Here is a 24,804-nt window from a genome sequence, read left to right as displayed (position 1 = left end):
GGACACCACCCCGTCGAGCAGCACCCCGGCACCCACGATCTTGACAGAGAGATCATCAACCTTCTGGGCTGCTATCGCGACATAGAAGGTTGATGATCATGGAACGGGGGCGGGTCAAGGCGTCGGCATGCGCTCCTCGCGGGAGCGCAGGATCGCCGCGCGCCGGGCCAGCCGATGGGTGCGGCGGATCTCGGCCTCGGCGAACCGGCGGCGGTCCTCGTCGGTCTCCGGCAGCACCGGCGGCACCTCACGCGGCGCGCCGTCCGGGTCGAGCGCGACGAACACGAGGTAGGCCGTGGCGACCGCGGTGGCCGGGCGGACCTCGTTCCACGGCTCCGCGACCACCCGCACGCCGACCTCCATCGACGTCCGGCCGGTCCAGTTCACCTTCGCGTGCGCGTGCACGAGGTTGCCGACGTGCACCGGCTCGAGGAACGTCATCTCGTCCATCGACGCCGTGACGGCCGGGCCACCGGCGTGCCGCTGCGCCACCGCGCCGGCGACGTCGTCGACGAGCTTCATGATGACGCCGCCGTGCACGGTGCCGAGCAGGTTGGCGTCGAGCGCGGTCATGATGCGCGACAGGCTGGTCTGCGCGGCCGAGGCGGGCCGGCCCTCTGGACTCATGCGGTCAGCGTAGGCGGCCGCCGTCGGGTACGGTCGTCGATGTGACGCACGTCCAGGCCACGATGCGAATGCTGCACCCCCGGTGCGGCCGTTCGATGCTGGCCTGACGCTCACTCCGTCAGCTCAATGGGCTCCCGCACCGCGCGGGGGCCCATTTTCTTTTCAGTGACTTGTTCATGCCCACCTCCCGAGGGGAACCATGTATCCGCCGATCACCTACCTCACCGACTGTTCCGACGCCAACGCGCAGGCCCGGCTGACCACGCGCATGGCGGCGTTGTTCGGGCGGTCGCCGGTGCTGCTGCCGCTGGACGGGCCGGCGCCGCTGGAGTCGGCCGGGCTGACCCTGCTGGACGTGCTGCTGTCGACGCGGCTGCTCGGCGAGGACGGTTTCCCGACGGTGACGCTGGTCAACGTGGCGCCACGGGACGGCGAATGGCCCAACGGGGCGCCGTTCGGCTGGTTCCGGCACGGCCGGCACACCGTGTTCACAACGTACGACCCGGTGCTGCTGGACCCGGTGCGCCGGCACCTCGGCGTGAGCTCCGTCTCGGTGACGGACGCGGCGACGGTGCTGGCGGCGGCCGAGTGGGCCTCCATCGGCGCGGCCGACGCCGCCGGGCTGGCGACGACGCAGTTCCGCAGCCTCTGGTACCTGCCGCTGCTGGCCAAGTGGGTGCTCGACGACCGGCCGGTGCCGTCCTCGTCCGTGGACCTGCCGGTGCCGGACCGGCCGGACGGCGTCCGCGTCGCGCTCGTCGACAACTTCGGCAACTGCAAACTGACCTGCACCGCCGCCGACCTCGGGGTCGTCGCGGGCGACCGGGTCGCCGTCGGCGCCACGAAGGTGCGTCATCACGAGCGGCTCTCCGACGTGCCCGTCGGCGCCGCCGCGCTGGTCACCGGCAGCTCCGGGCCGGGCTTCCTGGAGCTGGTCGTGAACGGCGGCTCGGCGGCCGCCGAGTTCGGGCTGCGCGCCGGCGACGCCGTCTCCGTCCAGGTATGACACGCGAGATCGGCAGGTTACAGAGCTGTCCGGCGACGGTATGGTCGAGCGTGATGCGACCAGACGGCGAGGCAGGCATGGCGGCATACGGGGCTGACGGCGGTGCCCGGGGGACCGAGGTCAAGGTCACCGAGTACCAAGCCGGCCACGTCCCCGGCGTCTCCTATCGCGGCGGCGTGGCCCACAGCCCGCAGGACGAGCCCGGGCCCGGCCCGGCGCCGGCCGCAGCGGTGCCGAGCGGCACCAGCGTCATGCCGGCCGACGCGTACGGCCCGGCCGACACCGACGGCGCCGGCGCGCCCCCCGCGGCGCCGCCGCCCACCCGTCGTCGCCGCGAAGGCGCCGAACCGCCCGGCCGGCCGAAGAAGAAGCGCTCCGGCTTCGTCCGCTTCCTCCGCTGGTTCCTGTCGTTCTGGCTGGTCGTCCTGATCGCGCTCGGCGCGCTGCTCTGGTACGTGTGGGGCCGCATCGAGAAGGTCGACGCCATTCCGTCCGACCACGGCTCGGCCACCTCCGAGGGCCGGGTGTTCCTGCTGGTCGGCTCGGACAGCCGCGAGGACCTCTCCGACGAGGAGCAGAGCGAGCTGGGCACCGGCAGCACCGAGGGCCAGCGCACCGACACCATCATGCTGCTGAGCGTCCCCGGCGGCGGCGAGCGCAACGCGCTGATCAGCCTCCCGCGCGACTCCGTCGTCGACATCCCCGGCCACGGCGAGAACCGCATCAACGCCGCGTTCGCATTCGGCGGCGCGCCACTGCTGGTCGAGACGATCGAGGCGGCCACCGGCGTCGCCATCGACGACTACGTGCAGATCGGCTTCGGCGGCTTCGCCGGCATCGTCGACGCGCTCGGCGGCGTCGAGATCTGTCTCGACGATCCCGTGCAGGACGAGCAGGCGCACATCGACCTCCCGGCCGGCTGCCAGACGCTGCAGGGCCCCGACGCGCTCGGCTACGCCCGCGCCCGGCACTTCGACCCGACGTCCGACATCGGCCGGGTGCAGCGGCAGCGCGAGCTGATCTCGGCCATCTCCGACAAGGCGCTCTCCCCCGGCACGCTGGTCAACCCGATCGAGCTGACGCGGACCATGCTGGCCGGCGGGGACGCCCTGGTGCTCGACGAGGACACCGGCCCGATGGACATGTTCGCGTTCGCCCGCGGCATCGGTTCGGTCTCCGGCGGCTCCGGCGACACCATCACCGTCCCGCTGGGCGAGATCGGCAACACCGTCACCTGGGACGCCGAGCTCTCCGGCGAGCTGTGGACCGCACTGCAGAACGGCGACGCCGTCCCCCAGTCCGTCCTCGACGCCCAGCCGTAACCCCGCGGGGCTGGGTCAGGGGCGGCCGAGGCCCCGGTAGGTCCAGCCGGCCGCCCGCCAGGCGTCGGCGTCGAGGCAGTTGCGGCCGTCGATGACGACCGGGGTCTCGACGATGCCGGCCAGCTCCGCGGGGTCGAGCTCGCGGAACTCCTGCCACTCGGTGAGGTGCAGGACGACGCTGGCGTCGCGGCAGGCCTCGACGGCGGAGTCGGCGTAGGGCAGCGTCGGGAAGACCTTGCGGGCGTTGGCGGTGGCCTTCGGGTCGTAGACGGACACCCGGGCACCCTGCAGGTGCAGCTGGCCGGCGATGTTCAGCGCGGGCGAGTCGCGGACGTCGTCGGAGTGCGGCTTGAACGCGGCGCCCAGCACCGCGATGCGGCGGTTGGCGACGCTGCCGCCGACGAGGTCGCGGGTGAGGTCGACGACGTACTGGCGGCGGCGCAGGTTGATGGCGTCGACCTCGGCGAGGAAGGCCAGCGAGTGCGACGCGCCCAGCTCGCCGGCCCGGGCCATGAACGCGCGGATGTCCTTCGGCAGGCAACCGCCGCCGAAGCCGATGCCGGCGTTCAGGAACTTCCGGCCGATGCGGGCGTCGTGCCCGATGGCGTCGGCCAGCTTGGTGACATCGGCGCCGGCCACCTCGGCGATCTCGGCCATGGCGTTGATGAACGAGATCTTGGTGGCCAGGAAGGCGTTCGCGGACACCTTCACCAGCTCGGCCGTGGGCAGGTCGGTGACGATGACCGGCGTGCCGTCGGCGATGGTGCGGGCGTAGACCTCGCGCAGCTTCCGCTCGGACTCGGCGGACGTGACACCGAAGACCAGGCGGTCGGGGTGCAGGGTGTCCTCGACGGCGAACCCCTCGCGCAGGAACTCCGGGTTCCACGCCAGCTCGGCGCCGGCGCCGACCGGCGCCGTCTTGGCCAGCCGGTCGGCGAGCGCCGCGGCGGTGCCCACCGGCACCGTCGACTTCCCCACCACCAGGCAGGCGCTGTCGAGGTACGGCGCGAGGGTGTCGACGGCCGCCTCGACGTAGCGCATGTCGGCGGCCAGGCCGTCGCGACGCTGCGGGGTGCCGACGCAGACGAAGTGGACTTCGGCGCCGGCGGCCGCGGCGAAGTCGGTGGTGAACGTCAGGCGTCCGGTGCCGGAGTGCTTGGCCAGCAGCTCGTCCAGCCCGGGCTCGTAGAACGGGGCCTCGCCCCGGCCCAGCGCCGCGACCTTCTCCGCGTCGACGTCGATGCCGACGACGGTGTAGCCCAGCTCGGCCATGCCGACGGCGTGGACGGCGCCCAGGTAGCCGGTGCCGATGACGGAGATGCGCATGGTCACGATCAATCCCACCCGTTCTGGCCGATTCGTCGTGTCGAATCTACAAGCCGCTGCCGGGCGTCGCCATGCCGCACTTGCGGTACCGACCCTACTGGCGAGTAGCATCGGAGGATGGATGCCGACTTCGACCTGTACCGGCTCAGCGACGAGCACGAGGCGATCCGGTCCGCGGTGCGCGAGCTGTGCACCGACAAGGTGGCGCCGCACGCCGCGGAGGCCGACGAGACCGCCACGTTCCCGCAGGCCTCGTACGACGCGCTCCGCTCGGCCGACTTCCACGCGCCGCACATCCCCGAGCAGTACGGCGGCGCCGGCGCCGATGCGCTGGCCACCTGCATCGTCATCGAGGAGATCGCCCGCGCCTGCGCGTCGTCGTCGCTCATCCCGGCGGTCAACAAGCTGGGCACCATGCCGCTGCTGCTGGCCGCGTCGCCCGCCGTCAAGGAGAAGTACCTGCCGCCCGTCGCCGCGGGCGAGGCGATGTTCTCCTACGGGCTGTCCGAGCGCGAGGCCGGCTCCGACACCGCGTCCATGACGACCCGCGCGGTCCCCGATGGAGACGGTTTCCGGCTGTCGGGCCAGAAGTCGTGGATCACCAACGCCGGGGTGTCGCAATACTACACGGTCATGGCCGTCACCGACCCCGACGCCGGGTCCCGCGGCATCACCGCCTTTGTCGTCGAGTCCACCGACGACGGCTTCTCCTACGGCGCGCCCGAGCGCAAGCTCGGCATCAAGGGCTCGCCGACCCGCGAACTGCTCTTCGACAACTGCTGGATCCCCGCCGACCGCGTCGTCGGCGACCTCGGCCAGGGCCTGAAGATCGCCCTGCGCACGCTCGACCACACCCGCGTCACCATCGGCGCCCAAGCGGTCGGCATCGCCGCCGGCGCCGTCGCGGCCGCTACGGCCTACGTCCAGGAGCGCCAGCAGTTCGGCCGTCCCATCGCCGACTTCCAGGGCGTCCAGTTCATGCTCGCCGACATGGCCATGAAGACCGAGGCCGCCCGCCAGATGGTCTACCGCGCGGCGGCGGCGTCAGAGCGCGACGAGCCCATGCTGAGCTTCCTCGGCGCCGCCGCCAAATGCTTCGCCTCCGACGTCGCCATGGCCGTGACGACCGACGCCGTCCAGCTCTTCGGCGGCTACGGCTACACCCGCGACTACCCGGTCGAGCGGATGATGCGCGACGCCAAGATCACCCAGATCTACGAAGGCACCAACCAGATCCAGCGCATGGTCATGGCAAGACAGCTGCTCAAAGGGGTTGTGAGCTTCTAGCCCAGGAGCGCGTCGAAGGCCGGTTTTCATGATCGGGCCGTCTCTGGGCCGTCACTTTCGGGCCCGAACACGGCATCGACGGCCTGTCGTGCCCGCTCGTGGCTGGACGGAACCAGGTGGGTGTAGGTCCGCAACGTGAAACCGGCGTCGGCGTGCCCCAGGTACTCGGCCAGCTCCTTGATCGACACTCCGCGGGCGAGCAACGTCGAGGCGTAGAAGTGCCTGAGTTCGTGCATGCCGTCGGTCCGAGGGCGGTACGTCAGCGCCGCCGCCTTGAACGCGTTCTGCCACACCACCTTCGTGAACAGGTCCCCGGAGTACAGACGACCGTTCTCGCCGGTCACCATCAGCCGGGCCACCACCTGCTCCCCGTCGGGGATGCGCCAGGGCAGCTTCACCTCGACCGGCGGGAACATCTCGCCGTACTCGTCCAGAACCTCCAACAGCCCACCCGACACCGGGACCGTGCGCGTCTTGCCGCCCTTCGGGAGCGCGAACATCTGGACCCCGTTGACCGTCTTGAGCTGCCGCTGGATCAGCGCCACCTGCGCCGCACGGTCGATGTCGTCGGGCGAGATGGCCAGGATCGCCGCGCCGAGGCTGACCGAACCTTGTAGGCGCGACTACGTCCCACACAGAGGGCGGGCGATGTCCGACAACTCCACACGCCAGCGAGCATCGCGCGCACCGAACCGAGCGCGCACGTGACCAGAACGACCCCAAGGCTCATGAATACGCGCGGGAAGCGTCCCAAGGGCAGCCGCCATTGTCTTAACCGCCCGCCTCGGCTTGGGCATCTCCGGCGACGCCGTGATAAATGCTCGCTCAGTTAGCCCGCAGATTCGCTGCCGATCAGCATCCGAAGGCCGGGGAGTCCGGCCAGCTCGATAAGGGGCCAGCAATGCGACCGGTGCACCATCCAGTAATGTAGCCCAAACATCATCGTGATGAGCGTTAGGCGAGCCGTGGTGCGGCACCTTGAATAGCGAAGCCGGAAAGTCTGGAACGAACTCCGCAAGCACGGCGCCCCAGCCGCAGCCAGCGGGGCCGGTTAGTAGGTCCGCCCCCAGGAGCGCGGCGCATTCTCCGACCTCAACCCAAATCGCGATAGCCAACTCATTCGGGTCGCGGGTCGGCAGCCGACGGAGATCGCCACTCGACGCAGCACCGCGTGCAAGAGTCCGCAACGCCCGCGTTACCGCCTCATCGGAGGGCGACAGAGCCGTCACCTTCGCCGCTAGCTCCGATGACGTCCGGCTGAGAAGTACTCTTTGATTGGACGCACGTATCATTGGCCTCAGCCCATTCGAGGAGCGACCCCGATCCTCGACATAACGAATGACTTTACGATATTCAGCCAAGGCACTTGCGCGCATCACCTTCTCAAGCTCTACGTCAATCTCCGTTAGAGCAAAGAACTCTTCCGATGTCACTGCCGAGGAGCACACGAATCTGGCGGCGGAACAAGCGCGGAACAATTCGGCTATTCCAGCGAAATGATCATCGTGCGCATGGGTTGCAACAACTAAGCGAACTTGCGTAGCCAGGTCCACACCAATTTGGCCCAGATAAGTTGCGACCGGATTCGAACCGTCCGCCTGATCAATGCAAGAATCAACTATGATCCACTCGTTCCTTCCGAGATGGACCGCGATTGATTCACCCTTCCCGGGACCAAAAATCGAAACCTCGAACTCGTCTTCAGCAGGCGGATCAGTCAACATACTGGCTGAACCGCGCTAGCTTGCGGCGTGCTCGCGCCCTAACCTGCTCGATATCACTCTCGGTCCAGCGTCCAAGCCGCCTCAGCCGGAGACTTGAGGTCGTAGTTCTGCGCCCCGCGCCCTCTTCGACCGTTCGAACAGTCAAATAGAAGGTGTCGCCCGATCGGACCTCAGCCTCGTCAGGCGATAACAGCTGAAGCTCAAAATCAGCGCATACAGCCGGTCCGTCGACAGGGTCGAGCGGTACCAGTTCCGCAGTAAAGATTGGCCCATCGATTTCTAGCACCCGACCCAGCCACTTCTTTAGCCCCAGGACAGGCGTAAGTTCGAAGCGCCGCGCCGGTTGCGCAGGCGCAACAGTCGCCGCTTCTCCGAGTTCTCCAGGACTGGTCAGGTCCACAGCAGTAGGCGATCTTGCAGGGTCCACACTGGAGATCGGTGTCGTATCGCTCTCGCTGGTCGCCTGCACATAGCGCCGTATTAGCTCTGCTACATCAGGGCTCCAGGCCGGCCGAGCAGCCCCGCCGACGCTCGTACTGGTTGTTCCCGCCAACTGCTGGGCACCAAGCGTGCCGGTCCGACTCATGCCGCCCCCTCCTTTTGCGCAGCAACGCGTTCCACAACCTGCCCTGCGCGCTTCATGCACTCTGCCCACTCGCCCGACAGAATCTCGACTGCAACCGAGACCTTCTCCGCCGAGAGCGTCCCCGTGCCAGCGTTTGGGCGGGTACCGAACTCATCACGCGATTGTGGCTGCGATTCAACGATCGTTAGATCATAGTGATCGTTGTAGGCGATGTAGACTCCGAACTCCACCTTTGAGGAAGGCTGAACTTGCACCTGTATTCTTCCCGCGTACTTGTCCGGCCTTACGGACCACGTGGTCACGTCTGCAAGACCTGGGAGGGTAAGCACGCCTTCCCACACATCGTTCCTAATAAGAGCGTCGCCAACTGCGTGCCATTCATGGGCGTTCTCAGTGACAAGGTGAACCTGCCGATTTATTCCGAGCTGGCTTATCGGCGTCCCAGGAAGGGCTCCTAGTGCGCCAACCGCGACGTCTCTCAGAGACTCGTAGGCATCGGTTTTATCGGTCAGCACCTGGAACATCTCGGCCTGAACGTTAACTTGTAGCCAATCGAGGCGAAAAGACGCTACGGGCGCAACGATAGCCTCGACGTCCGCCGCCTCGTATTCCGCCTTCCCAACTAGGCCATTCATCAAGAACCAGGCGGGGGAGAACATGGCAGGGTTAAACTGACCTCGGACCACAACCGATGCACCTTCGAGAGCTATCTTGGGGACGACCACCGAAACCCCTTCGCCCTTGGCACGCTCATCAGCATGGTGAGCCGTATCATGGCACGTTCAGCGACCGGGCGGAAGGTCCCCCGCACACACCCCCCGGTCGTCGACACACACTTCAGGCTACCGCGACGCGGGCCACAGGTGCTCAACAGGTCAACAGCCACGATCGTCCCGGCGAGGCCGGGCGATCCACCTCAGTGAACTGCCGGATCGACCTCTCCGAGATCAAGCGGCGCGCTGCGCGCGCCGTGCCCGCCCGGCCTCCGGGCGTGCGGCCTGGCGGCCATTCCGGGCCTGTCGGCCGGCGGGCTCCTTCACGGCCGACACCAGCTCGATCATGCGCACACAGTCACCGTCGTTGGCGTCCCCCTCATAGCTGCCATCCTTTGGCCTCCGCTCTGCGCGTCAAGCCAACGACCGGCAGCTATGAGGACGACCCCAGAATGATCCGCGCTCAGGTGTGCCTCCGACTCGTCCTCGATGCTTCTGTCCGGGGACGGATCTAGAGTGCTGTGGTCAAGCACCAACTCTGCAAGGGGGGCAACATGGCACGAAACGAACGGCAGGTCGCGCCGCACAGCGATGGAGGATGGAAGGTAGAGGCTCCAGGCGCGTCGCGCGCGAGCAGCAGACACCAAACCCAGGCCGAGGCTATTGAACGTGCGCGAGAAATACTAGAGCACAGCGGCGGTGGCGAATTGGTGATTAAGAACCGCGAAGGAAAGATCCGAGACGCCGACACCATCGCACCAGGAAACGACCCAAACCCTCCTCGCGACAAGCGATGATATCGTCGCTCGGCGATGTCGCGATCGGATGATGCGGACAAGCTCAGCCAGATTGAGATTGCGAGCATCTGGGTTGATATTGTTGCGGGCGCACTGACAGCGGTCGGCGTCGCAGCGGCGGGCATCTGGGCCTATTACAAGCTCGCAAAAGGACGCACATTCCAGCCGCGTACACTTGTGGACCTGTCGGCGAAATGGATCGAGATTGAGGGCCGCTGGTTCTTGATCGCTCGAATAGACCTGACCAACATCGGCAGTTCACACTTCTACTTGAGGCAGACAGGTACCGGTCTGCGTTTCAGCCTGCCGGACCTAGAGGACCCGAAGACCGAGCCACACCGCGTCGCATGGGAACGAAAGAAGACGTTCTCAATCTTGAAGGAACATAAGTGGATCGAGCCAGGCGAAGCGTCACTGAGAGTCTACTCCTGGACCTCGAATGCTGGGGGCCCACGACCGTGCTCTGTGAAGCTCGTTTGATGGTTCGGACCAGCGCCGGATGGGTCAATTTGTTCTTGAAGCGACCCTGGATCGACATATACACACGCCGAGTACTATCGCCAGAGGTCGCCGGTATGGCACCTGAACAGACGGGAGGAGCACGATGGGCAGAGACAGGAATGAGGATAACCAACCGACTTCGCGGCGAATTGAGACGCCTCGTGAGGACAGGACGGACCTCTCCAACAGCAAGGAAAGCCACAGGCAGCGCGTCGAAGACGTAGCGGTTACGGCGGACTGGGAAGAAGACAAGGACTAACGTTTCGACTTGTCAGCACTCCTGGGGACACGCCGGGGCTGCTTCTGCGCATTCCACGCCACAGCGCAGGACCGGCCCACCGGCGCCCGCCGGCTATTGCTCATAGGGCCGATGAGAACGCGATCACGGTGCCAGAATCAGCGCACCCAGTCCCGGCGCCTTGGCTAACTTCTGGTCGGCCGTGACGAGGGTGGCGCCGAGGTGGCGGGCAAGGGCCACGTAGAGGCCGTCGTGGATGGTGATGTTGTTCCGCATCGTCCAGGCGTCGCGCAGGAGTGGTGCGGACTGGGCAACCGACAGGGGCCAGTTGACCAGCCCGTCGATGAGCGCCGCGGCTCGGGCTTCGGTGAGGATGCCGCGGAGCACGTCACGGTGGATCACCTTGGCGACCTCGACGTAGAAGTGATCGACGGTCCATTCCTCGGCACGGGCCGGAACGTGTGGGTGGTCAGGGCCATGCCAGAAGGCGTGCGGTTGAGGATCTCGACGCCGGCGGAGGCATCGAGGACGTAACGCTGCGGCACTAGTCTTCGTCGCGGATCTCGGCGAGCACCTCAGCCGCGGGCCGGTCCCGCTCGACCGCGGGCAGAGTCGACCACCACGCCCGCCACTCCGCACGTTCCCGCTCGGGGTCGGCAGGCGTCGCGGTGACCACAATGGCCGGATCGCTGAACGCCGGGACCGTCATGGCCCCTATAGTAGCGGAGACCTGCGTCTGTGCCTTCTACCTGCATGTTTACTCCTTCTCGATCGTGGGCCGGCCCCAACTCGTCCAACTGGTGTCCGAGCTGGAGACTGGCCCCGTCCAGCGGGCTGGACTTCGGCGCTTGGTCGTTCAGATGCCGTAACGGCCGACTCACGGCTCGATGCGCTCTACGGCGTCGGTGATCGCCTCGCGGAGCAATCCGGCTGCACGGGTCCCGAGGCGCACAACGGTGCTGTGGCCATGACGCGGCGCGGTGGTCAGTTCGACTCCGGTGCCGGAGCCGTGGGGCCGAAACACGTTGACGCAGAGCATCCAACGGCCGGACTCGGCCGGGATCGACGCAAGGTAGAGCCGGTGAACCGTATGCGTGCCGGTTTCGTCGCACCTCTTCACCGAGCACACCACATTGCGGCCCTCGGCGCCGGTCATGGCTGGCGCTCCTGCTCCGCGACGTACAGCTGCCGCACGTCCTCCAGCGACGAGCGCAGCCCAGCCAGCCGGTCCGCCAGCTGCTCAAGGGTACGGTGAGCTTCTGACCAGGTCAGACGGGGCTACCGCGTCATGACACCTGGACGGCGCCGGCCAATGCCCGATCCTGGTAAGAGTTCGGCTCGCTGACGGCGACCGCCTCGATCGGCCACGCCACCCGGAGTGACACGCCGAGCCTCGAGCTCAGGGCCGAGTGCACCCCCAGCTCGTCGGCGGAATCGCCGACCATCGCAACGTAGACCCAGGTCCCGGTTCCGGGGTCGCCCGTCGAACTGCGCCACGTGCGATGCAGGCTGTGTACCCGATGCCTGTCGGCCTCGGCGGCCAGGATGTCGTCAGCGCGAGCCGGATCCGGCGCGGTCGGCGGCCCCGCCGGTTGGAAGTCGTGGACCGGGATGACCGGCTCATCCACGACGCGCAGATCCTCGAACTCGGCCGCGTTCGGATCGGCGACCACGGCACGGATCAGATCCCGTTCCGCCGGCGTGATCTGGACGTCCTCCATCGCCAGGCTGACCAGCAACGAGGCATCGGCGAGGTCGCCCTCACCGACGAAGTAGTAGACCCGGACGGCCTCGAGAACCACGTCAGAAAGCCTGCCCGCCAGCCGGCGACACAGGACCGTGGCGTTCGCGTACGTCGTGACGTCCATCGCTTGCCATTCCTCCCCACCCACACGTTACCGGGCCGTAGGTCCCCAGGTCAGAGGCCGAACGGGGGTGGTTCAGTGGCGTCGTCCAGGCGCAGGGTGGACCCAGGAGAAGGGTACGGAAGGAAGTGTCATCATGCGCGCACTCGTCGTCTTCGAGTCCATGTTTGGCAACACCCAGAAGATCGCCGAGGCGATCGCGGACGGACTGTCCGTCACCATGACGGTCGACACGCTCGAGGTCGGCTCCGCGGGCAGCTCACTCGACGGCGTCGACCTGCTGGTGGTCGGCGGCCCGACTCATGCCTTCGGCCTGAGCCGCCGGTCGACCCGGGCGAACGCGGCCGAGAAGGCCCCGGGCGGAGTCGTCTCCAAGGCGACGGGGCTGCGCGAATGGCTGGCCGAGGTGCACGCCGACGGCGCCATGGTCGCGACCTTCGACACCAAGGCCGACAAGCCGCGGCTGCCCGGATCAGCGGCGCACGCCGCCCGCCGGCTGCTGCGTCGCCGCGGCTACCGTCCGGTGGCCGCCGCCGCGAGCTTCTTCGTGACAGGCACGACCGGTCCGCTGGCCGACGGCGAGGAGGAACGCGCCCGCCGCTGGGGCGAGCAGCTCGGCCTCGCGGTGACCTGACGCGGGCCGGGAGTTCTGACTCAGCGCAGCGGGTCGAAGGCCGCGATCTGGCCGGACCGCCGGCCGGTCACCAGGGTGGCGGCCACCTCGCGACCCGTGAGCGGCCCGAGCGCCACGCCCCACATGCCGTGGCCGCCTGCGACGTGGACGCGGGGCGACCGGGTGGGTCCGACCAGGGGCAGGCCGTCGCTCGTGCACGGGCGCGATCCCACCCACTCGTCGGTGCGCTCGTCCCAGCGCACGCCGGCCAGGCGGGTGCGGGCGGACTCGATGATGGCCGCGATGCGCCGGGGGTCCCGGGGCGCGTTCGGCGGGCGGAACTCCATGGTGCCGGCCACCCGCAGCCGGCCCCGCAGCGGTGTGCAGGCCACCCGGACATCGGGGAAGTAGACGGGTCCGGCGGGGACGTGGTCGAGCGGCACGCTGAAGCTGTAGCCGCGGCCGGCCTGGACCGGCCGGCGCACGCCGAATGGCCGGGCCAGCTCGCCCAGCCGGGCGCCGGTCGCGAGCACGACGGCGTCGGCGCGCAGTTCGCCGGAGCCGGAATCCACGACGACCTCAGTGCCCAGGTCGCGAACGCCGTCGACGGCGACGCCCTCCAACAGCTTGCCGCCACGAGCGACGACGGCGTCGGCGAGCGCGTGCACGAAGACGGCCGGGTCGATGAAGCGCTGCCCGCGCAGCCGCACCGCCGCCGCCACCCCCGGGCCGAGGGCGGGCTCCAGCTCGCGCGCCTCGGCGCCGCCGAGCACGTCCGCCGCGACCTCCACGCCGGCCTCCTCGACGTGCCGCAGCTCGGCGGTGAAGGCGCGCAACGCCGCGTCGGACCCGAGGCCGACGAGGAACGGATCGGCGTCGCGCACCTCGGCGGCGACGCCGCTGGCGGCCAGCGTCTCGTAGGCGGCCAGGCCGTCGCGCCCGAGCCCGGCGAAGACCGCCATCGACCGCCGCCACCGCCGCGGCGTCGAGTTGCGGGCGAAGCCGGCCAGGAAGCGGATCAGGCCGGCGTCGAACCGCAGCGGCACGTATACCGGCGACGACGGGCTCAGCACGGCCTTGAGCCCGTAGGCCAGGACGGCCGGCTCCGGCAGCGGCGTGGTGAGTGCCGGCGCGAGCCAACCGGCGTTACCCCACGACGAGCCGCCCGCGACGCCCACGCGGTCGACCACGGTGACCTCCACGCCACGCTCCTGCAGGAACCACGCGGTGGACAGGCCGACGATGCCGGCGCCGGCGACGACGACATGACGCGGGGCGCGGCCGGACGACTGGGCGGACATGGACGAAACCTCCTGGTGAGATGGCTGGGGGTGGCTGACGGATATTGGTGGATGCGGGCGGCGTCCAGTCGTCGGTCCAGCAAGGCGGAGGAGAAGGTCGATGCGGAGCCATCGACCGACGACGACAACGCCGCTGGTCGGCGGCTGGGCGTCGATCCGCGCCGCCGAAGATCCGTCAGCCACCCCCTAGTCACCATCGTCACCGGGCGGAGGTGCCGGGTCATTGGCGGGGCGGCCAGCGTTCCCCGCGACGCGCGGTGCGATCGGCCAGCGCCGCCGCCTTCAGCTGCAGCATCAACGCCAGTCTGGTATCGGCGTCGTCGAAGTCGACGCCCACGGCCTCCAGTGCCTTGCGCAGCCGGTTGCGCAGCGTGTTGGGGTGCACGGTGAGATCCGCGGCGGCGGCGCTGACGTCGCCGCCCCGGGCCAGGTAGGCGCGCGCGGTCTTCACCAGCTCCGTGCCCCGCTCGGCGTCGAACCGCTCCAGCGCGGCCAGGGGGCCGTAGCCGCCGAGGTCCTCGGCCTCGATGACGTCGGCGACCCGGGCCGTGACGACGTCGACGAAGGCGTCCTGGATCGGCAGCGCCACGCCGGCCGAGCCCCGGCCGGCCAGCATGCGGACGATGTTGTCGGCGTCGGACCTGGACCGGTGGGCGTGCGCGGGGCCGGGCACCGTCCGCCCGATTCCGGCGACGAGCTGGCCGCCGTCGCCGCCGCGCCGCAGGAAGTCCGCCACGATCCGGTGCACCGCGTCGGCCTCGGCGGTCACCACGACGTACAGCACGCCGTCGAGCACGGCCGAGACCGGCCGTGTGGCCGAGGCGGCCAGCCGCAGGGTCAGGGCGCCGGCCGTGCGGTCCACCCTGGCCGCGTCGGTCGTCGTCGCGACGGCCAGCACGGTGAGCCGGCCGGCGAGACCGAGCCGGGCGGCCGCGGCCTCCGCGTCGGCGCCGCCCTCGAGGAGGGCGGCGACCTGCTCGCCGGCCCGATCGTCGCGGGCCCGGTTCCGGAGCAGAGCGTCAGCGACGATCGGGACCGCCTCGAGGAGGTCCTTCTCCTGCGCCGCGGACAGCTCTGCGGGGACGAGCGCCCAGATCGACCCGAGCAGCTCGTCGCCGGCGCGGATCCCGACCACGGCGCGCGGCTTCATCCCGGCGTCGGCGAGGTCGGCATAGACGACGCCGTCCTGGGTGGAGATGCGGCGGTACACGCCCGCGGCGCGCAACGCCTCCCGGTACTCGGGCGGGACCTGACGGCCGAGGATCGTCGCGGTCCGCGCCTGGTCGGCCGACATCTGACCGTCCGAGTACGCCAGGACCCTCGCGTCGTGGTCCTCGATCGTGACCGGGGCGCCCAGCAGGTTCGCGAGAGCTCCCGCCATCGCGAAGAGGTCAGGTGCCTCCGAGAGACTGCGCAACTCGGTTCCTCAGGTCGGTCCTGCGCCAGGGGCGCTTCATTCGAGGAGCGTACAGTCGAGCGCGGCGCTGATGATGCTGTCCGTGTCGATGCCGTGGTGGCGGTAGACGTCCTCCAGCGAGCCGGACTGGCCGAACCCGGCGACGCCGAGGGCGACGTGCCGGACTCGGTGGACGGTGGCGAGGAACGCCAGCGTGTGCGGGTGCCCGTCGAGGACGGTGACGAGCGGGGCGGCCCGGCCAGCGGGCAGCAGCTGGTCGAGGATCCAGGACGGGGCATCGTCGCGGCCGCCGCGGGCCTGGACGGCGCGGAACAGCAGGTCCGGGCTGGTGACACAGACGACGTCGGCGGCGACCCCGCTCTCGGCCAGCCGGTCGGCCGCGGCCAGCGCTTCGGGGACGACGGCGCCCATGGCCGCGATGGTCACGTCCGGCCGGGTGGTCCGGCACAGCGGGTAGCCGCCCGCCACGACCTGGCGGCGGCGCCGGTCCCGGGCGGCCGGGTCGGCGGGCACGGCGGCGAGCGTCTGGTCGACGGGGCGGGTGGACAGCCGCAGGTACGCCGACGAGCCGTCCGGACGGCCGAGCCGGGCCAGCGCGGCGAGCAGCGTCCATTCCAGGTCGATGGCGAAGGCCGGCTCGTAGCTGACGCAGCCGGGCTGTTCCAGCCCGATGGACGGCGTGATGATCGACTGGTGCGCGCCGCCCTCGGGGGCCAGCGTGACGCCGGACGGGGTGCCGACCAGGATCGACTGGCCACCGGCGTAGATGCCGAACGACCACGGCTCCAGGGCCCGCGCGACGAACGGGTCGTAGAGGACGCCGATGGGGAGCAGCGGCTCGCCCCACCGGCTCCACGTCGCGCCGAGTTCGCCGAGCAGGCCGACCAGGTTGGTCTCGGCGATGCCCAGCTCGATGTGCTGGCCGGTCGGCCGCTCGCGCCAGTGCAGGATGGTCTCGGCGTCGTCGGCGAACCAGTCCACCCGTTCGCGCGGCGACCAGACACCCACCTTGTTCACCCAGCCGCCCAGGTTGGTCGACGACGAGACGTCCGGGCTGACGGTCACGACGCGGCGGGCCGTGTCGGGTGCCTGCCGGGTCAGGTCGACCAGGGCCCGGCCGAGCGCGGCCTGGGTGGTCGCCGTCCCCTGGGGCGTCCGGCCGAGGTCCACCGGCAACTCCGGCCCCGCTGCCGGGCGAACGGCCGGCCGGGCCAGCCGGTCCGCCGTCGCCGCGCACAGCCGGGCGGCGTCGGTGCCGTCGGCGAACCGTTCCCACGGCCGGTCCGGGTCGATGCCCATGGTGGCGGCGAGGTCGTGCAGCTGTGCGTCGGTGAGCAGGGCGGAGTGGTTCTGCGGGTGCCCCTCGGTGGGCAGGCCGTGGCCCTTGATGGTGTAGGCGAAGATCACGGTCGGCCGGGTGTCGTCGACGGCGCCCAGCGCGGCGTCCAGCGCGGGCAGGTCGTGGCCGCCGAGGTTGCGCACCGCGGCCAGCAGGGTGTCGTCGCCGACGTCGGCGAGCAGGTCCGCGACGGCGGCGGCGCCGTCCGGCAGCCGGTCGCGCAGCTCGGCGGCGGTGCAGCGCAGCAGCCGCTGGTACTCGGGGTTGGACATCCGGTCCAGCCGCTCCCGCAGCGCCGCGCCGCCCGGCCGGGCGAACAGGTCGTCCAGCAGCCGGCCGTACTTCACCGTCAGCACCTGCCAGCCGGCGGCGGCGAACATGCCCTCCAGCCGCGGGATCGCGATGCCGGGCACGACGCGGTCCAGCGACTGCCGGTTCACGTCGACGATCCAGACGATCTCGCCCAGCTCGGCGACGTGCGGGTCGAGGATCGCCTCCCAGACCGCGCCCTCGTCCAGCTCGGCGTCGCCGACCAGCGAGTACTGCCGGCCGGCGCCGGCTGCGCCCACGTACCGGCCGGCCAGCGCGCCCCAGATCGGCGCCGTCGCCCCGATGCCGACCGAGCCGGTGGAGTAGTCGACCGGGTCCGGGTCCTTCGCCCGGCTCGGGTAGCTCTGCAGGCCGCCGTACTCCCGCAGCGTCGTCAGCTTCGCCGCGTCCAGCTCGCCGAGCAGGTAGTTGACGGCGTGCAGGACCGGCGAGGCATGCGGCTTCACCGACACCCGGTCCTCGGCGCGCAGGTGCCGGAACCACAGCGACGTCATGAGCGTCGCCATCGACGCGCACGAGGCCTGGTGGCCGCCCACCTTCACGCCGGACGGGTTCGGCCGCACCCGGTTCGCGTGGTGGACCATCGCCGTCGACAACCACAGCACCCGGCGCTCGATCTCGCGCAGGGTCTCGAACCGGTCCGCCTCCGGCGCCGCCGCGACCATCGTCATCCCGACCTCCATCATGCTCGGACAGAATGCGCTCGATCACAGCATGAGCAGCCCAGGTTGCACCATCTCCAGATCCAGGATTCAGCAGTATGCTCACGCCGACCAGACAGACCGGGGACGGGAGCGAGCACAATGCCCACGCACGACAGGCTCGACGCCACCGACGCCCGCCTCGTGGCCGCGCTCACCGAGAGCCCGCGAGCCACCGTCCTCGCCCTCGCCGACCGGCTCGGGCTCTCCCGCAACACCGTCCAGGCCCGCCTGGCCCGGCTGGAGGGGGCGGGCGTCCTCGACTCGTTCGAGCGCCGGGTCGTCCCGCGCACGCTCGGCTACCCGCTGACGGCCTTCGTCACCACCCAGGTCACCCAGCGCTTCCTCGACGAGGTCGGCGCCGCGCTCGCCGACATCCCCGAGGTGCTGCAGGTCCACGGCATCAGCGGCCCCACCGACCTGCTCGTCCACATCGTCGCCACCGACGACACCGACCTCTACCGCATCGCCGGCCAGATCCTGGCCATCCCCGGCGTGGAGCGCACCAACACCGCGCTGGTCATGCGCGAACTCGTCCCCTACCGCATCACCCCGCTCCTCGCGCGCCTCACCTCCGTACGCTGACGACCATGTCTCAGCGCGAAGCCCTCATCGCCGGGGCGAAGAAGTGTCTGCTCGAGAAGGGCTACAGCGGCACGACGGCCCGCGACATCGCCGGCGCCGCGGCGGCCAACCTGGGGTCGATCAGCTACTACTTCGGCTCGAAGGACCGGCTGATGAACCTCGCCGCGATCGAGCTGAGCAGCGAATGGGGCGACACCCTCGAGGCGGCCGCGCGGGCGGCGGGCGGCGCAACCCGGGCGGAGCGCCTCGGCGCGCTGCTGACCACGCTGCTGGAGATGATCCCGGACTCCGGCGACACACAGGCGGCCGGCCTGCTGGCGCTCACCCAGTCGAAGTTCGACGACGAGCTGCGGGCCGAGATCGCGGCCGGCCACGCCCGCGGACGCGCAGCGCTGGCCGCGATCGTGCTCGGCCGGCCGTCCGTCGACGAGGACTCGGCGGCCGCGCAGGGCCTCGGCACGCTGGTCTACGCGCTGGTGACGGGCCTGGTCGCGCAGGCGCTCGTCGACCCCGAGTCGCTGCCCGACGCGGCGGCGCTGGCCGGGGCGCTCGGGGACCTCGTCGACGAGTGACGGGTCAGGCGGGCGCGCGCAACCGGGCGGCCATGGGGCACTCGAACGGGTCGACGTTCGTGCTGCCGACCGGTTCAGGTGCTCGACCACGATCCGCCACGACTCCAGCACGCCCGCCTCGGTGTAGGGCACGCCGCGCTCGGCGCAGAACTGCCGCACGATCGGACGGACCGCCCGCAGTCTGGAGCTGGGCATGCTCGGGAACAGGTGGTGCTCGATCTGGAAGTTCAGCCCGCCCATCGCGACGTCCACGAACCGGCCGCCGCGCACGTTGCGGCTGGTCAGCACCTGCCGGCGCAGGTAGTCGAGGCTCAGGTCCTTGGGGATCATCGGCATGCCCTTGTGGTTGGGCGCGAACGTGGCGCCCATCGACACCCCGAACACCGCCAGCTGGACGGCCAGGAAGGCGGCCGCGAGGCCCGGCGAGAGGACGGTGAACAGCGCGACGGGGTACAGGACGAGCCGGGCGAGCAACAGCGGGATCTCCACGGCCCGGAACCTGACGCGGCCGCGCCCGAACACCGTCCGCAGGCCGCTGACGTGCATGTTCAGCCCGGCCAGCAGCAGGAGCGGAAAGAACACCGTCCCCTGATGACGCACCCACCAGCCGCCGAACCCCTTGCGCACCCGCCGCTCGGCCGCCACGTCGCTGGTGAACACCAGCACCGACGCCTCGACGTCGGGGTCGACGTCCACCTTGTTCGGATTGGCGTGGTGCCGACTGTGCTTGGACATCCACCAGCCGTGGCTCAGCCCGACGACGACATTGCCCAGCAGCAGAGCGGTCAGCTCGTTGCGCCGGCCCGACCCGAAGATCTGCCGGTGCGCCGCGTCGTGGCCGAGGTAGGCCACCTGGGTCAGCAGCAGGCCGAGCCCGGCCGCCAGCAGCAACTGCCACCACGAGTCGCCCAGGGCGAGGAACGCCGCCACGCCCCCGGCGAACACCACCGCCAGCAGGGCGGCCCGGATCGCGTAGTAGACCGGACGGCGCCGCATGAGGCCGGCGGCGCGGACCCGCTGGGAGAGCTCCGCATAGTCGGTGACGAATCGCTGCCGCGGACGATCCTGAACGGCATCGGTGCTGGTCATGGCGTCGAGAGCTGTCATGATCGAAATCATACGTACGTGTGATCAGCAGCGCGGGCCGGTTGCCACCCGAGCCTGCGGTGGGGCTACCCCCACCCCGGCGGCGCGCGACCGGGCCGTCCGCGACGCGCCGGACGACGCGATCCTGGCGATACGGCCGCATTCGGCCACGTCATGCGTCACACTTGTCCGCCATGACCGACCCGACCAGCGAGGCGCTCGAGAACGGCCCGGCCGTCGCCACGATCGTCGTGACCAGCCGGGGGCCGAAGGGGCCGCACGTGCTGCTCCTGCACCCGGCCGACATCGAGTCCCTCGACGGCGAGTGGGCCTGGGTGCCGCCCGGCGGCGTCAGGCAGCCGGGCGAGAAGATCGCCGATTGCGCCGCCCGCGAGCTGCGCGAAGAGACCGGCATCGTCGCCACACCCGAACCCGTCCGCGACGACGACCCCGAGGTCGCCGTGTACCGCATCGAGCTGCCGTGGGGCACGCCCGTCGAGCTCAGCGCCGAGTACACCGCGTCCGAGTGGGTGCCGGTCGACCAGGTGGCGAAGCGCTGCCAGCCGTCCGACCTGCTCGACACCGTCCGGATCGGCCTCGACGGCTGACCCGGCCGGCCCGCCGCGACGCCCGGTGGACGCGATCTTGACACGGCCGCCGGAGCTGATCATGATCCAAAGCGCGGGCCGATCCAGCTGTCGGTCCGCACCAGACGTGTGACCGGCGGGCGCCGTGGTGGCCGCCCCGCCGGTTCGCGCCGCCCCGCCGGCGCTCAGTCGTCGGCGGTGAGGACGGTGAGCAGCCGGGCCAACTCGGCCTGCTCCTCCGGCGAGAGCCGGTCGACCAGCTGCGCCACCCCGGCGGCGCGGCTCGCGCGCAACGCCCGCAGCAGGTCGGTGGCCGCCGGGGTCGGCGCGACCAGGATGGCCCGCCGGTCGCCGGGGTCGGGCTGCCGCGAGACGAGGCCGCGCTCTTCGAGCAGGTCGACCACCGAGGTGGCGGAGCGGGGGATGACGTCGAGCTGCCGGGCCAGTTCGCTGACCCGCAGCGGCTCGCCGGCCGCATGGAGCAGCCGCAGCACCCGCAGCTGGCTGGGCGTGATGCCGGCACGCTCCAGCTCGGCCCTGGACGCCCGGCGCAGGCGCCGGTTCGCGCTGGTCAGCAGGTCGGCGATGGGCCCGGCGAGCTCCTTGTCCACAGGTCCACCCTACCATCGATTTGCGATCTCACCTCTTTACGAGGTAACCTCTGCATTACACAGACTTTCGGGAGGTCGCCATGGATGACTCCACTCGCGGCGGCCGGACTCGCTCCTTCACCAAGGACCGCTCCGTCACCGCCCACAAGCTCGCGCCCGGCACCGTCCGGCGCATCCTCACCTTCGCCCGCCCCTACAAGAAGCAGCTCGCCGTCTTCCTGAGCCTGATCCTGGTCGACGCGCTGCTCGGGGCCGCCCAGCCGCTGCTGTTCAAGCTGATCATCGACGAGGGCGTCCTGAAGGGCGACCAGGGCCTGGTCATCGGCCTGGCCATCGCGGTCGCCGGGCTCGCCGTCGTCACGGCGGTCGTCGGGCTCACGCAGCGCTACGTGTCCGCGCGCATCGGCCAGGGGCTGGTGCACGACCTGCGCAGCCAGGTCTTCGCGCACGTCCAGCGCATGCCCATCGCGTTCTTCAGCCGCACCCAGACCGGCGCGCTGGTCAGCCGGCTCAACGGCGACGTGCAGGGCGCCCAGCAGGCGTTCACGTCCACGCTGTCGACGGTGGTCGGCAACGTCGCGACGACGGCGGCGGTGCTGGCCGCGATGTTCGTGCTGTCGTGGCAGATCACCGTCGCGGCGCTGGTCCTGGTGCCGCTGTTCGTCCTGCCCGCCAAGCTGGTCGGCCGCAAGCTGGCCGACCTCACCCGCGAGCGCTACGACCTCACCGCCGACATGGGCCAGACCATGACCGAGCGGTTCAATGTCGCCGGCGCGCTGCTGGTCAAGGTCTTCGGCCGGCCCGAGGCCGAGTCCGCCGAGTTCGACGAGCGGGCCGCGCGAGTGCGCGACATCGGCGTCACCACCGCGGTCTACTCGCGGGTGCTCATGACGTCGCTCGGCCTGCTCGCCGCGCTGGCGACGGCGTTCGTGTACGGCATGGGCGGCGTGCTCGCCATCGCCGGCACGCTGAGCGTCGGCACCATCGTCGCGCTGACGGCGTACCTCGGCCGCCTGTACGGGCCCATCACGTCGCTGTCGAACCTGCAGGTCGACATCATGACCACGCTGGTCAGCTTCGAGCGGGTGCTCGAGGTGCTCGACCTCGAGCCGATGGTCGGCGACGCGCCCGACGCGACGCCGCTGCCGGCCGACGCGGCGTCGGTCGAGTTCGACCACGTCGACTTCGGCTACCCGGCCGCGTCCGAGGTCTCACTCGCGTCGCTGGAGTCGGTGGCCGGGCTGGCGAGCACGCCGGGCGGCCAGGTGCTGCACGACGTCACCTTCACGGCGCGGCCGGGCGAGATGATCGCCCTGGTCGGGCCGTCCGGCGCCGGCAAGTCCACCGTCACCCACCTGGTCTCGCGGCTGTACGACGCCACCGGCGGCACGGTGCGGGTCGGCGGCCACGACGTCCGCGACGTCACCCAGCAGTCGCTACGCGACGCGATCGGCGTCGTCACCCAGGACGCCCACCTGTTCCACACCACGCTGCGGGCCAACCTGAGCTACGCCCGGCCGGGCGCCACCGACGACGAGGTCTGGGCGGCGCTCGACGCGGCGCAGATCGCCCCGCTGGTCCGGTCGCTGCCCGACGGCCTCGACACCGTCGTCGGCGAGCGCGGCTACCGGCTGTCCGGCGGCGAGAAGCAGCGGCTGGCGCTGGCCCGGCTGCTGCTCAAGGCGCCGCGCATCGTCGTGCTCGACGAAGCCACCGCGCACCTCGACTCCCAGTCCGAGGCCGCCGTGCAGCGAGCCCTGGAGACGGCCCTGGCCGGGCGGACGTCCATCGTCATCGCGCACCGGCTGTCCACGGTCCGCGACGCCGACCAGATCCTGGTGGTCGACGACGGCCGCATCGTCGAGCGCGGCACCCACGACGAACTGCTGGCCGCCGGCGGCGCGTACGCCGACCTCTACCGGACGCAGTTCCGGTCGCAGGAGGCTCCCGTGGCGGCCGCCGCCTGACCGAGCACGATGTTCTGCACGGTGACGCGGTCGTACAGCCGGCCGTCGACGTAGCGGCGGAACACCGCGTCGAACGGCACGCCGACCGGCAGGTCCCGGGTCGGCACCAGCTGCCACCGCCACCCGCCCTGGTCGGTGCGGCCGTACTCCTCGCCGCCGACGGTGAGCGTGACGAGCCCGGCGCCGGCGCTGCCGCTGAACGTAGGCCGCGCCTTGACGCGTTCGGCCGCGGACAGCGGGAACACCGTCATCGACTCGGTCCGGCTCACGGTCGTGCTGCACGGGTTCGGCCGGTACCGCGGCGCGAGTCCCGCCGCGATGACGCCGCCGGCTTCGACACCGCTGAAGAACTTCCGCTGGGTGGCGTCCTCGGTGGTGTCCCAGGTCCAGTACAGCCAGCCGGAGATCCCGTAGTCGCAGCTGCCGACCTGGTGCGCCACCAGCGCGTCGCGGGCCGGGGCGATGCCGGCGAACCACTTGCGCTCGGTGCCGAACTCGCCGTTGATCACCGGACCGACCACCTTCGGCCACTCCATCGAGCCCAGCGACGCCGCCAGCGTGCGGCCCGCGGCGAGGTAGGTGTGGATGTCGAAGAAGTCGAGGCCGGACTCGCGGGTGACGGCGGAGACGCGGACCGGGTAGCGAGGATCGGTGCACGCCACGCCGCCGGCGCAGCGGCCGGACAGCCCGTCGAAGGTCCGGCCGTTGACCGCCAGGTTGGTGAAGGCGCCCATGGTGACCATGAGCTCCGGGTCGACGGCCTTGACGGCGGCTACCCCGCGGTCGGCGTAGGCGATGAACGCGTTGTCGGCGGCCGCCTGCCGCTGCGCCGCGACGGCCATGTCGTAGCTGCGGCCCGCCACCGTCACCGTCCCGGAGAACTGGTGGAACGGCGCCTCGGTGAACTTGAGGTAGGCCTCGTTGTCCAGCTGGAGTGCGAGGAACGTGCTCATCAGGTCGCCGAGGCGGGCCTTCATCTCCTTGGTGAAGACGCGGAGGTACTCCTCCTTCGCCCGGATGTACCCCTCGTACATGTAGGACCGGTTCCGGCCCTCGACGTTCACCGGCCGCGGACTGTTCCCGATGAGGTCGCGGTAGTAGCCGTTCTGCGGGAACACGTCCATCGACGGCAGCACGTAGACGCCGTAGCTCGCGGCGCGCCGGACGAAGTCGGCCAGGTTGTCGAGGTAGGCGGCGTTGGCCGGGCTCTTGTCCGCGTCGCCTCGGCCCAGTCCGTGCGGCTTGCCGATCAGGTTGTCCTGGCCGTCGCCGGGATCGACGAACACCCGGACCGTGTCGTAGCCCTTCATCGTGAGCTCGGCCAGCGCGGCGTCCGCACGGGCGGGGTCGTACCGGCCCGGCTCGAACGTCGAGTGGTACGGCGACGCCGGATTCGACGGCATCGGCGTCAGCCGGACGTAGTTGAAGCCGCGGGGGCGGAATTGCTCGCCCGTCCGGGTGTTCACCAGCGTCCGGTCCGGCCCGGCGGCGATCCGCGGCAACGGCTCGACGGCGGCCGGCGTGGCCGGATCAGCCGAAGCGGGTGGGCCGGACAGCGTCACGGAGACGACGGAGGCGACGACGGCCAGCATGGCCAGCCGGGCGATGCGGTTCACGAACGGGCTCCCCTGAATGTCGACGACGGCCGGAGCCTACGGGCCACCCGCCACCAGCGGCGATCCGTCCGGTGCCCCGGGCCCGGA

Annotated in this window: 24 protein-coding genes and 1 pseudogene; 10 read left to right on the top strand and 15 right to left on the bottom strand. The window is 70.4% G+C overall.

From position 1 onward, the window contains the following. Nucleotides 1-114: 114 nt before the first annotated feature. Complete coding sequence (locus ACW62_RS30645) at nt 115-627, bottom strand: acyl-CoA thioesterase (protein ID WP_053207924.1); 513 nt, start codon at nt 625-627, stop codon at nt 115-117. 199 nt (nt 628-826) lie between these two features. Here ACW62_RS30645 and ACW62_RS30640 point away from each other — a divergent pair, with 199 nt between their 5' ends. Then, complete coding sequence (locus tag ACW62_RS30640; protein ID WP_053207923.1) at nt 827-1,633, top strand: SAM hydroxide adenosyltransferase; 807 nt, start codon at nt 827-829, stop codon at nt 1,631-1,633. 77 nt (nt 1,634-1,710) lie between these two features. After that, nucleotides 1,711-2,955 (top strand): LCP family protein, encoded by a 1,245-nt coding sequence (locus ACW62_RS30635; RefSeq protein ID WP_169792162.1) that lies wholly within the window; start codon nt 1,711-1,713, stop codon nt 2,953-2,955. A gap of 15 nt (nt 2,956-2,970) precedes the next feature. On the opposite strand, the gene ACW62_RS30630 is transcribed toward ACW62_RS30635, so the two are convergent. Continuing rightward, nucleotides 2,971-4,287, bottom strand: coding sequence for a UDP-glucose dehydrogenase family protein (locus ACW62_RS30630; protein ID WP_053207930.1), 1,317 nt, complete (start codon nt 4,285-4,287; stop codon nt 2,971-2,973). Between the two features lie 111 nt (nt 4,288-4,398). On the opposite strand from ACW62_RS30630, the gene ACW62_RS30625 reads away from it, so the two are divergent. Beyond that, nucleotides 4,399-5,568, top strand: coding sequence for an acyl-CoA dehydrogenase family protein (locus ACW62_RS30625; RefSeq protein ID WP_053207922.1), 1,170 nt, complete (start codon nt 4,399-4,401; stop codon nt 5,566-5,568). A gap of 26 nt (nt 5,569-5,594) precedes the next feature. Here ACW62_RS30625 and ACW62_RS30620 read toward each other — a convergent pair whose 3' ends face one another. The 3 genes from ACW62_RS30620 to ACW62_RS34490 form a co-directional block, all read right to left on the bottom strand. Then, nucleotides 5,595-6,131, bottom strand: a complete 537-nt coding sequence (locus tag ACW62_RS30620; RefSeq protein WP_420843630.1) for a tyrosine-type recombinase/integrase — start codon at nt 6,129-6,131, stop codon at nt 5,595-5,597. A 60-nt stretch (nt 6,132-6,191) separates the two neighbouring features. After that, nucleotides 6,192-7,292, bottom strand: coding sequence for an MBL fold metallo-hydrolase (locus ACW62_RS36690; RefSeq protein ID WP_157575091.1), 1,101 nt, complete (start codon nt 7,290-7,292; stop codon nt 6,192-6,194). 582 nt (nt 7,293-7,874) lie between these two features. After that, nucleotides 7,875-8,603 carry a hypothetical protein gene (locus tag ACW62_RS34490; protein WP_157575090.1) on the bottom strand — a complete coding sequence of 243 codons (729 nt, stop codon included), beginning with the start codon at nt 8,601-8,603 and terminating at the stop codon, nt 7,875-7,877. A gap of 542 nt (nt 8,604-9,145) precedes the next feature. On the opposite strand from ACW62_RS34490, the gene ACW62_RS36685 reads away from it, so the two are divergent. Further along, nucleotides 9,146-9,388 (top strand): DUF2188 domain-containing protein, encoded by a 243-nt coding sequence (locus ACW62_RS36685; RefSeq protein ID WP_083460363.1) that lies wholly within the window; start codon nt 9,146-9,148, stop codon nt 9,386-9,388. A 15-nt stretch (nt 9,389-9,403) separates the two neighbouring features. Beyond that, complete coding sequence (locus tag ACW62_RS34485) at nt 9,404-9,868, top strand: hypothetical protein (RefSeq protein WP_157575089.1); 465 nt, start codon at nt 9,404-9,406, stop codon at nt 9,866-9,868. A gap of 403 nt (nt 9,869-10,271) precedes the next feature. Here ACW62_RS34485 and ACW62_RS30615 read toward each other — a convergent pair whose 3' ends face one another. From ACW62_RS30615 to ACW62_RS30600, 4 genes are all read right to left on the bottom strand, one after another. Continuing rightward, the gene (locus tag ACW62_RS30615; RefSeq protein WP_053207921.1) at nt 10,272-10,529 is read right to left on the bottom strand and encodes a type II toxin-antitoxin system VapC family toxin; all 258 of its coding nucleotides are present in this window, start codon (nt 10,527-10,529) and stop codon (nt 10,272-10,274) included. A 142-nt stretch (nt 10,530-10,671) separates the two neighbouring features. Next, nucleotides 10,672-10,836, bottom strand: coding sequence for a hypothetical protein (locus tag ACW62_RS34480; protein WP_157575088.1), 165 nt, complete (start codon nt 10,834-10,836; stop codon nt 10,672-10,674). A 168-nt stretch (nt 10,837-11,004) separates the two neighbouring features. After that, nucleotides 11,005-11,283, bottom strand: a complete 279-nt coding sequence (locus tag ACW62_RS30605) for a hypothetical protein (RefSeq protein WP_053207919.1) — start codon at nt 11,281-11,283, stop codon at nt 11,005-11,007. Nucleotides 11,284-11,413: 130 nt separating this feature from the next. Next, nucleotides 11,414-11,995: a hypothetical protein gene (locus ACW62_RS30600; RefSeq protein WP_053207918.1), complete on the bottom strand. Its 582-nt coding sequence runs from the start codon at nt 11,993-11,995 to the stop codon at nt 11,414-11,416. A 133-nt stretch (nt 11,996-12,128) separates the two neighbouring features. Between ACW62_RS30600 and ACW62_RS30595 the strand changes: the two genes are divergently transcribed. Then, on the top strand, nt 12,129-12,626 hold the full coding sequence (locus tag ACW62_RS30595; RefSeq protein WP_053207917.1) for a flavodoxin family protein: 498 nt from the start codon (nt 12,129-12,131) through the stop codon (nt 12,624-12,626). A 20-nt stretch (nt 12,627-12,646) separates the two neighbouring features. Here the strand turns inward: ACW62_RS30595 and ACW62_RS30590 are convergent, their stop codons facing one another. The 3 genes from ACW62_RS30590 to ACW62_RS30580 all read right to left on the bottom strand — a co-directional run bounded on the left by ACW62_RS30590 (nt 12,647) and on the right by ACW62_RS30580 (nt 17,663). Beyond that, entirely contained in the window at nt 12,647-13,906 is a 1,260-nt protein-coding gene (locus ACW62_RS30590) for an NAD(P)/FAD-dependent oxidoreductase (RefSeq protein ID WP_053207916.1), read from the bottom strand. Nucleotides 13,907-14,126: 220 nt separating this feature from the next. Further along, entirely contained in the window at nt 14,127-15,287 is a 1,161-nt protein-coding gene (locus tag ACW62_RS30585; protein ID WP_053207915.1) for a PucR family transcriptional regulator, read from the bottom strand. A 72-nt stretch (nt 15,288-15,359) separates the two neighbouring features. Further along, entirely contained in the window at nt 15,360-17,663 is a 2,304-nt protein-coding gene (locus tag ACW62_RS30580; RefSeq protein WP_053207929.1) for a transketolase-like TK C-terminal-containing protein, read from the bottom strand. Nucleotides 17,664-17,795: 132 nt separating this feature from the next. Between ACW62_RS30580 and ACW62_RS30575 the strand changes: the two genes are divergently transcribed. Together ACW62_RS30575 and ACW62_RS36680 are read left to right on the top strand one after the other, a co-directional pair. After that, entirely contained in the window at nt 17,796-18,278 is a 483-nt protein-coding gene (locus tag ACW62_RS30575; protein ID WP_053207914.1) for an Lrp/AsnC family transcriptional regulator, read from the top strand. A 5-nt stretch (nt 18,279-18,283) separates the two neighbouring features. Further along, a complete protein-coding gene (locus tag ACW62_RS36680; protein ID WP_053207913.1) occupies nt 18,284-18,850 on the top strand; it encodes a TetR family transcriptional regulator in 567 nt (188 codons plus the stop codon). A gap of 177 nt (nt 18,851-19,027) precedes the next feature. On the opposite strand, the pseudogene ACW62_RS36675 reads toward ACW62_RS36680, so the two are convergent. Continuing rightward, nucleotides 19,028-19,846 (bottom strand): annotated as a pseudogene (locus ACW62_RS36675) (fatty acid desaturase family protein); the annotation flags it as partial. 284 nt (nt 19,847-20,130) lie between these two features. Between ACW62_RS36675 and ACW62_RS30560 the strand changes: the two are divergent. After that, nucleotides 20,131-20,544 carry an NUDIX domain-containing protein gene (locus ACW62_RS30560; RefSeq protein ID WP_053207911.1) on the top strand — a complete coding sequence of 138 codons (414 nt, stop codon included), beginning with the start codon at nt 20,131-20,133 and terminating at the stop codon, nt 20,542-20,544. Between the two features lie 164 nt (nt 20,545-20,708). Here ACW62_RS30560 and ACW62_RS30555 read toward each other — a convergent pair whose 3' ends face one another. Then, the gene (locus tag ACW62_RS30555; RefSeq protein WP_053207910.1) at nt 20,709-21,134 is read right to left on the bottom strand and encodes a MarR family winged helix-turn-helix transcriptional regulator; all 426 of its coding nucleotides are present in this window, start codon (nt 21,132-21,134) and stop codon (nt 20,709-20,711) included. A gap of 80 nt (nt 21,135-21,214) precedes the next feature. On the opposite strand from ACW62_RS30555, the gene ACW62_RS30550 reads away from it, so the two are divergent. Continuing rightward, complete coding sequence (locus tag ACW62_RS30550; protein ID WP_053207909.1) at nt 21,215-23,101, top strand: ABC transporter ATP-binding protein; 1,887 nt, start codon at nt 21,215-21,217, stop codon at nt 23,099-23,101. Here the strand turns inward: ACW62_RS30550 and ACW62_RS30545 are convergent. Continuing rightward, a complete protein-coding gene (locus ACW62_RS30545) occupies nt 23,050-24,717 on the bottom strand; it encodes a hypothetical protein (RefSeq protein ID WP_053207908.1) in 1,668 nt (555 codons plus the stop codon). The genes ACW62_RS30550 and ACW62_RS30545 overlap by 52 nt on opposite strands. Between the last annotated feature and the right edge of the window lie 87 nt (nt 24,718-24,804).

The sequence above is a fragment of the Jiangella muralis genome, assembly GCF_001270745.1.
Lineage (GTDB): Bacteria > Actinomycetota > Actinomycetes > Jiangellales > Jiangellaceae > Jiangella > Jiangella muralis.
Note: the sequence above shows the minus strand (reverse complement) of the source record. Positions and strands in the feature narration are given on the sequence as shown.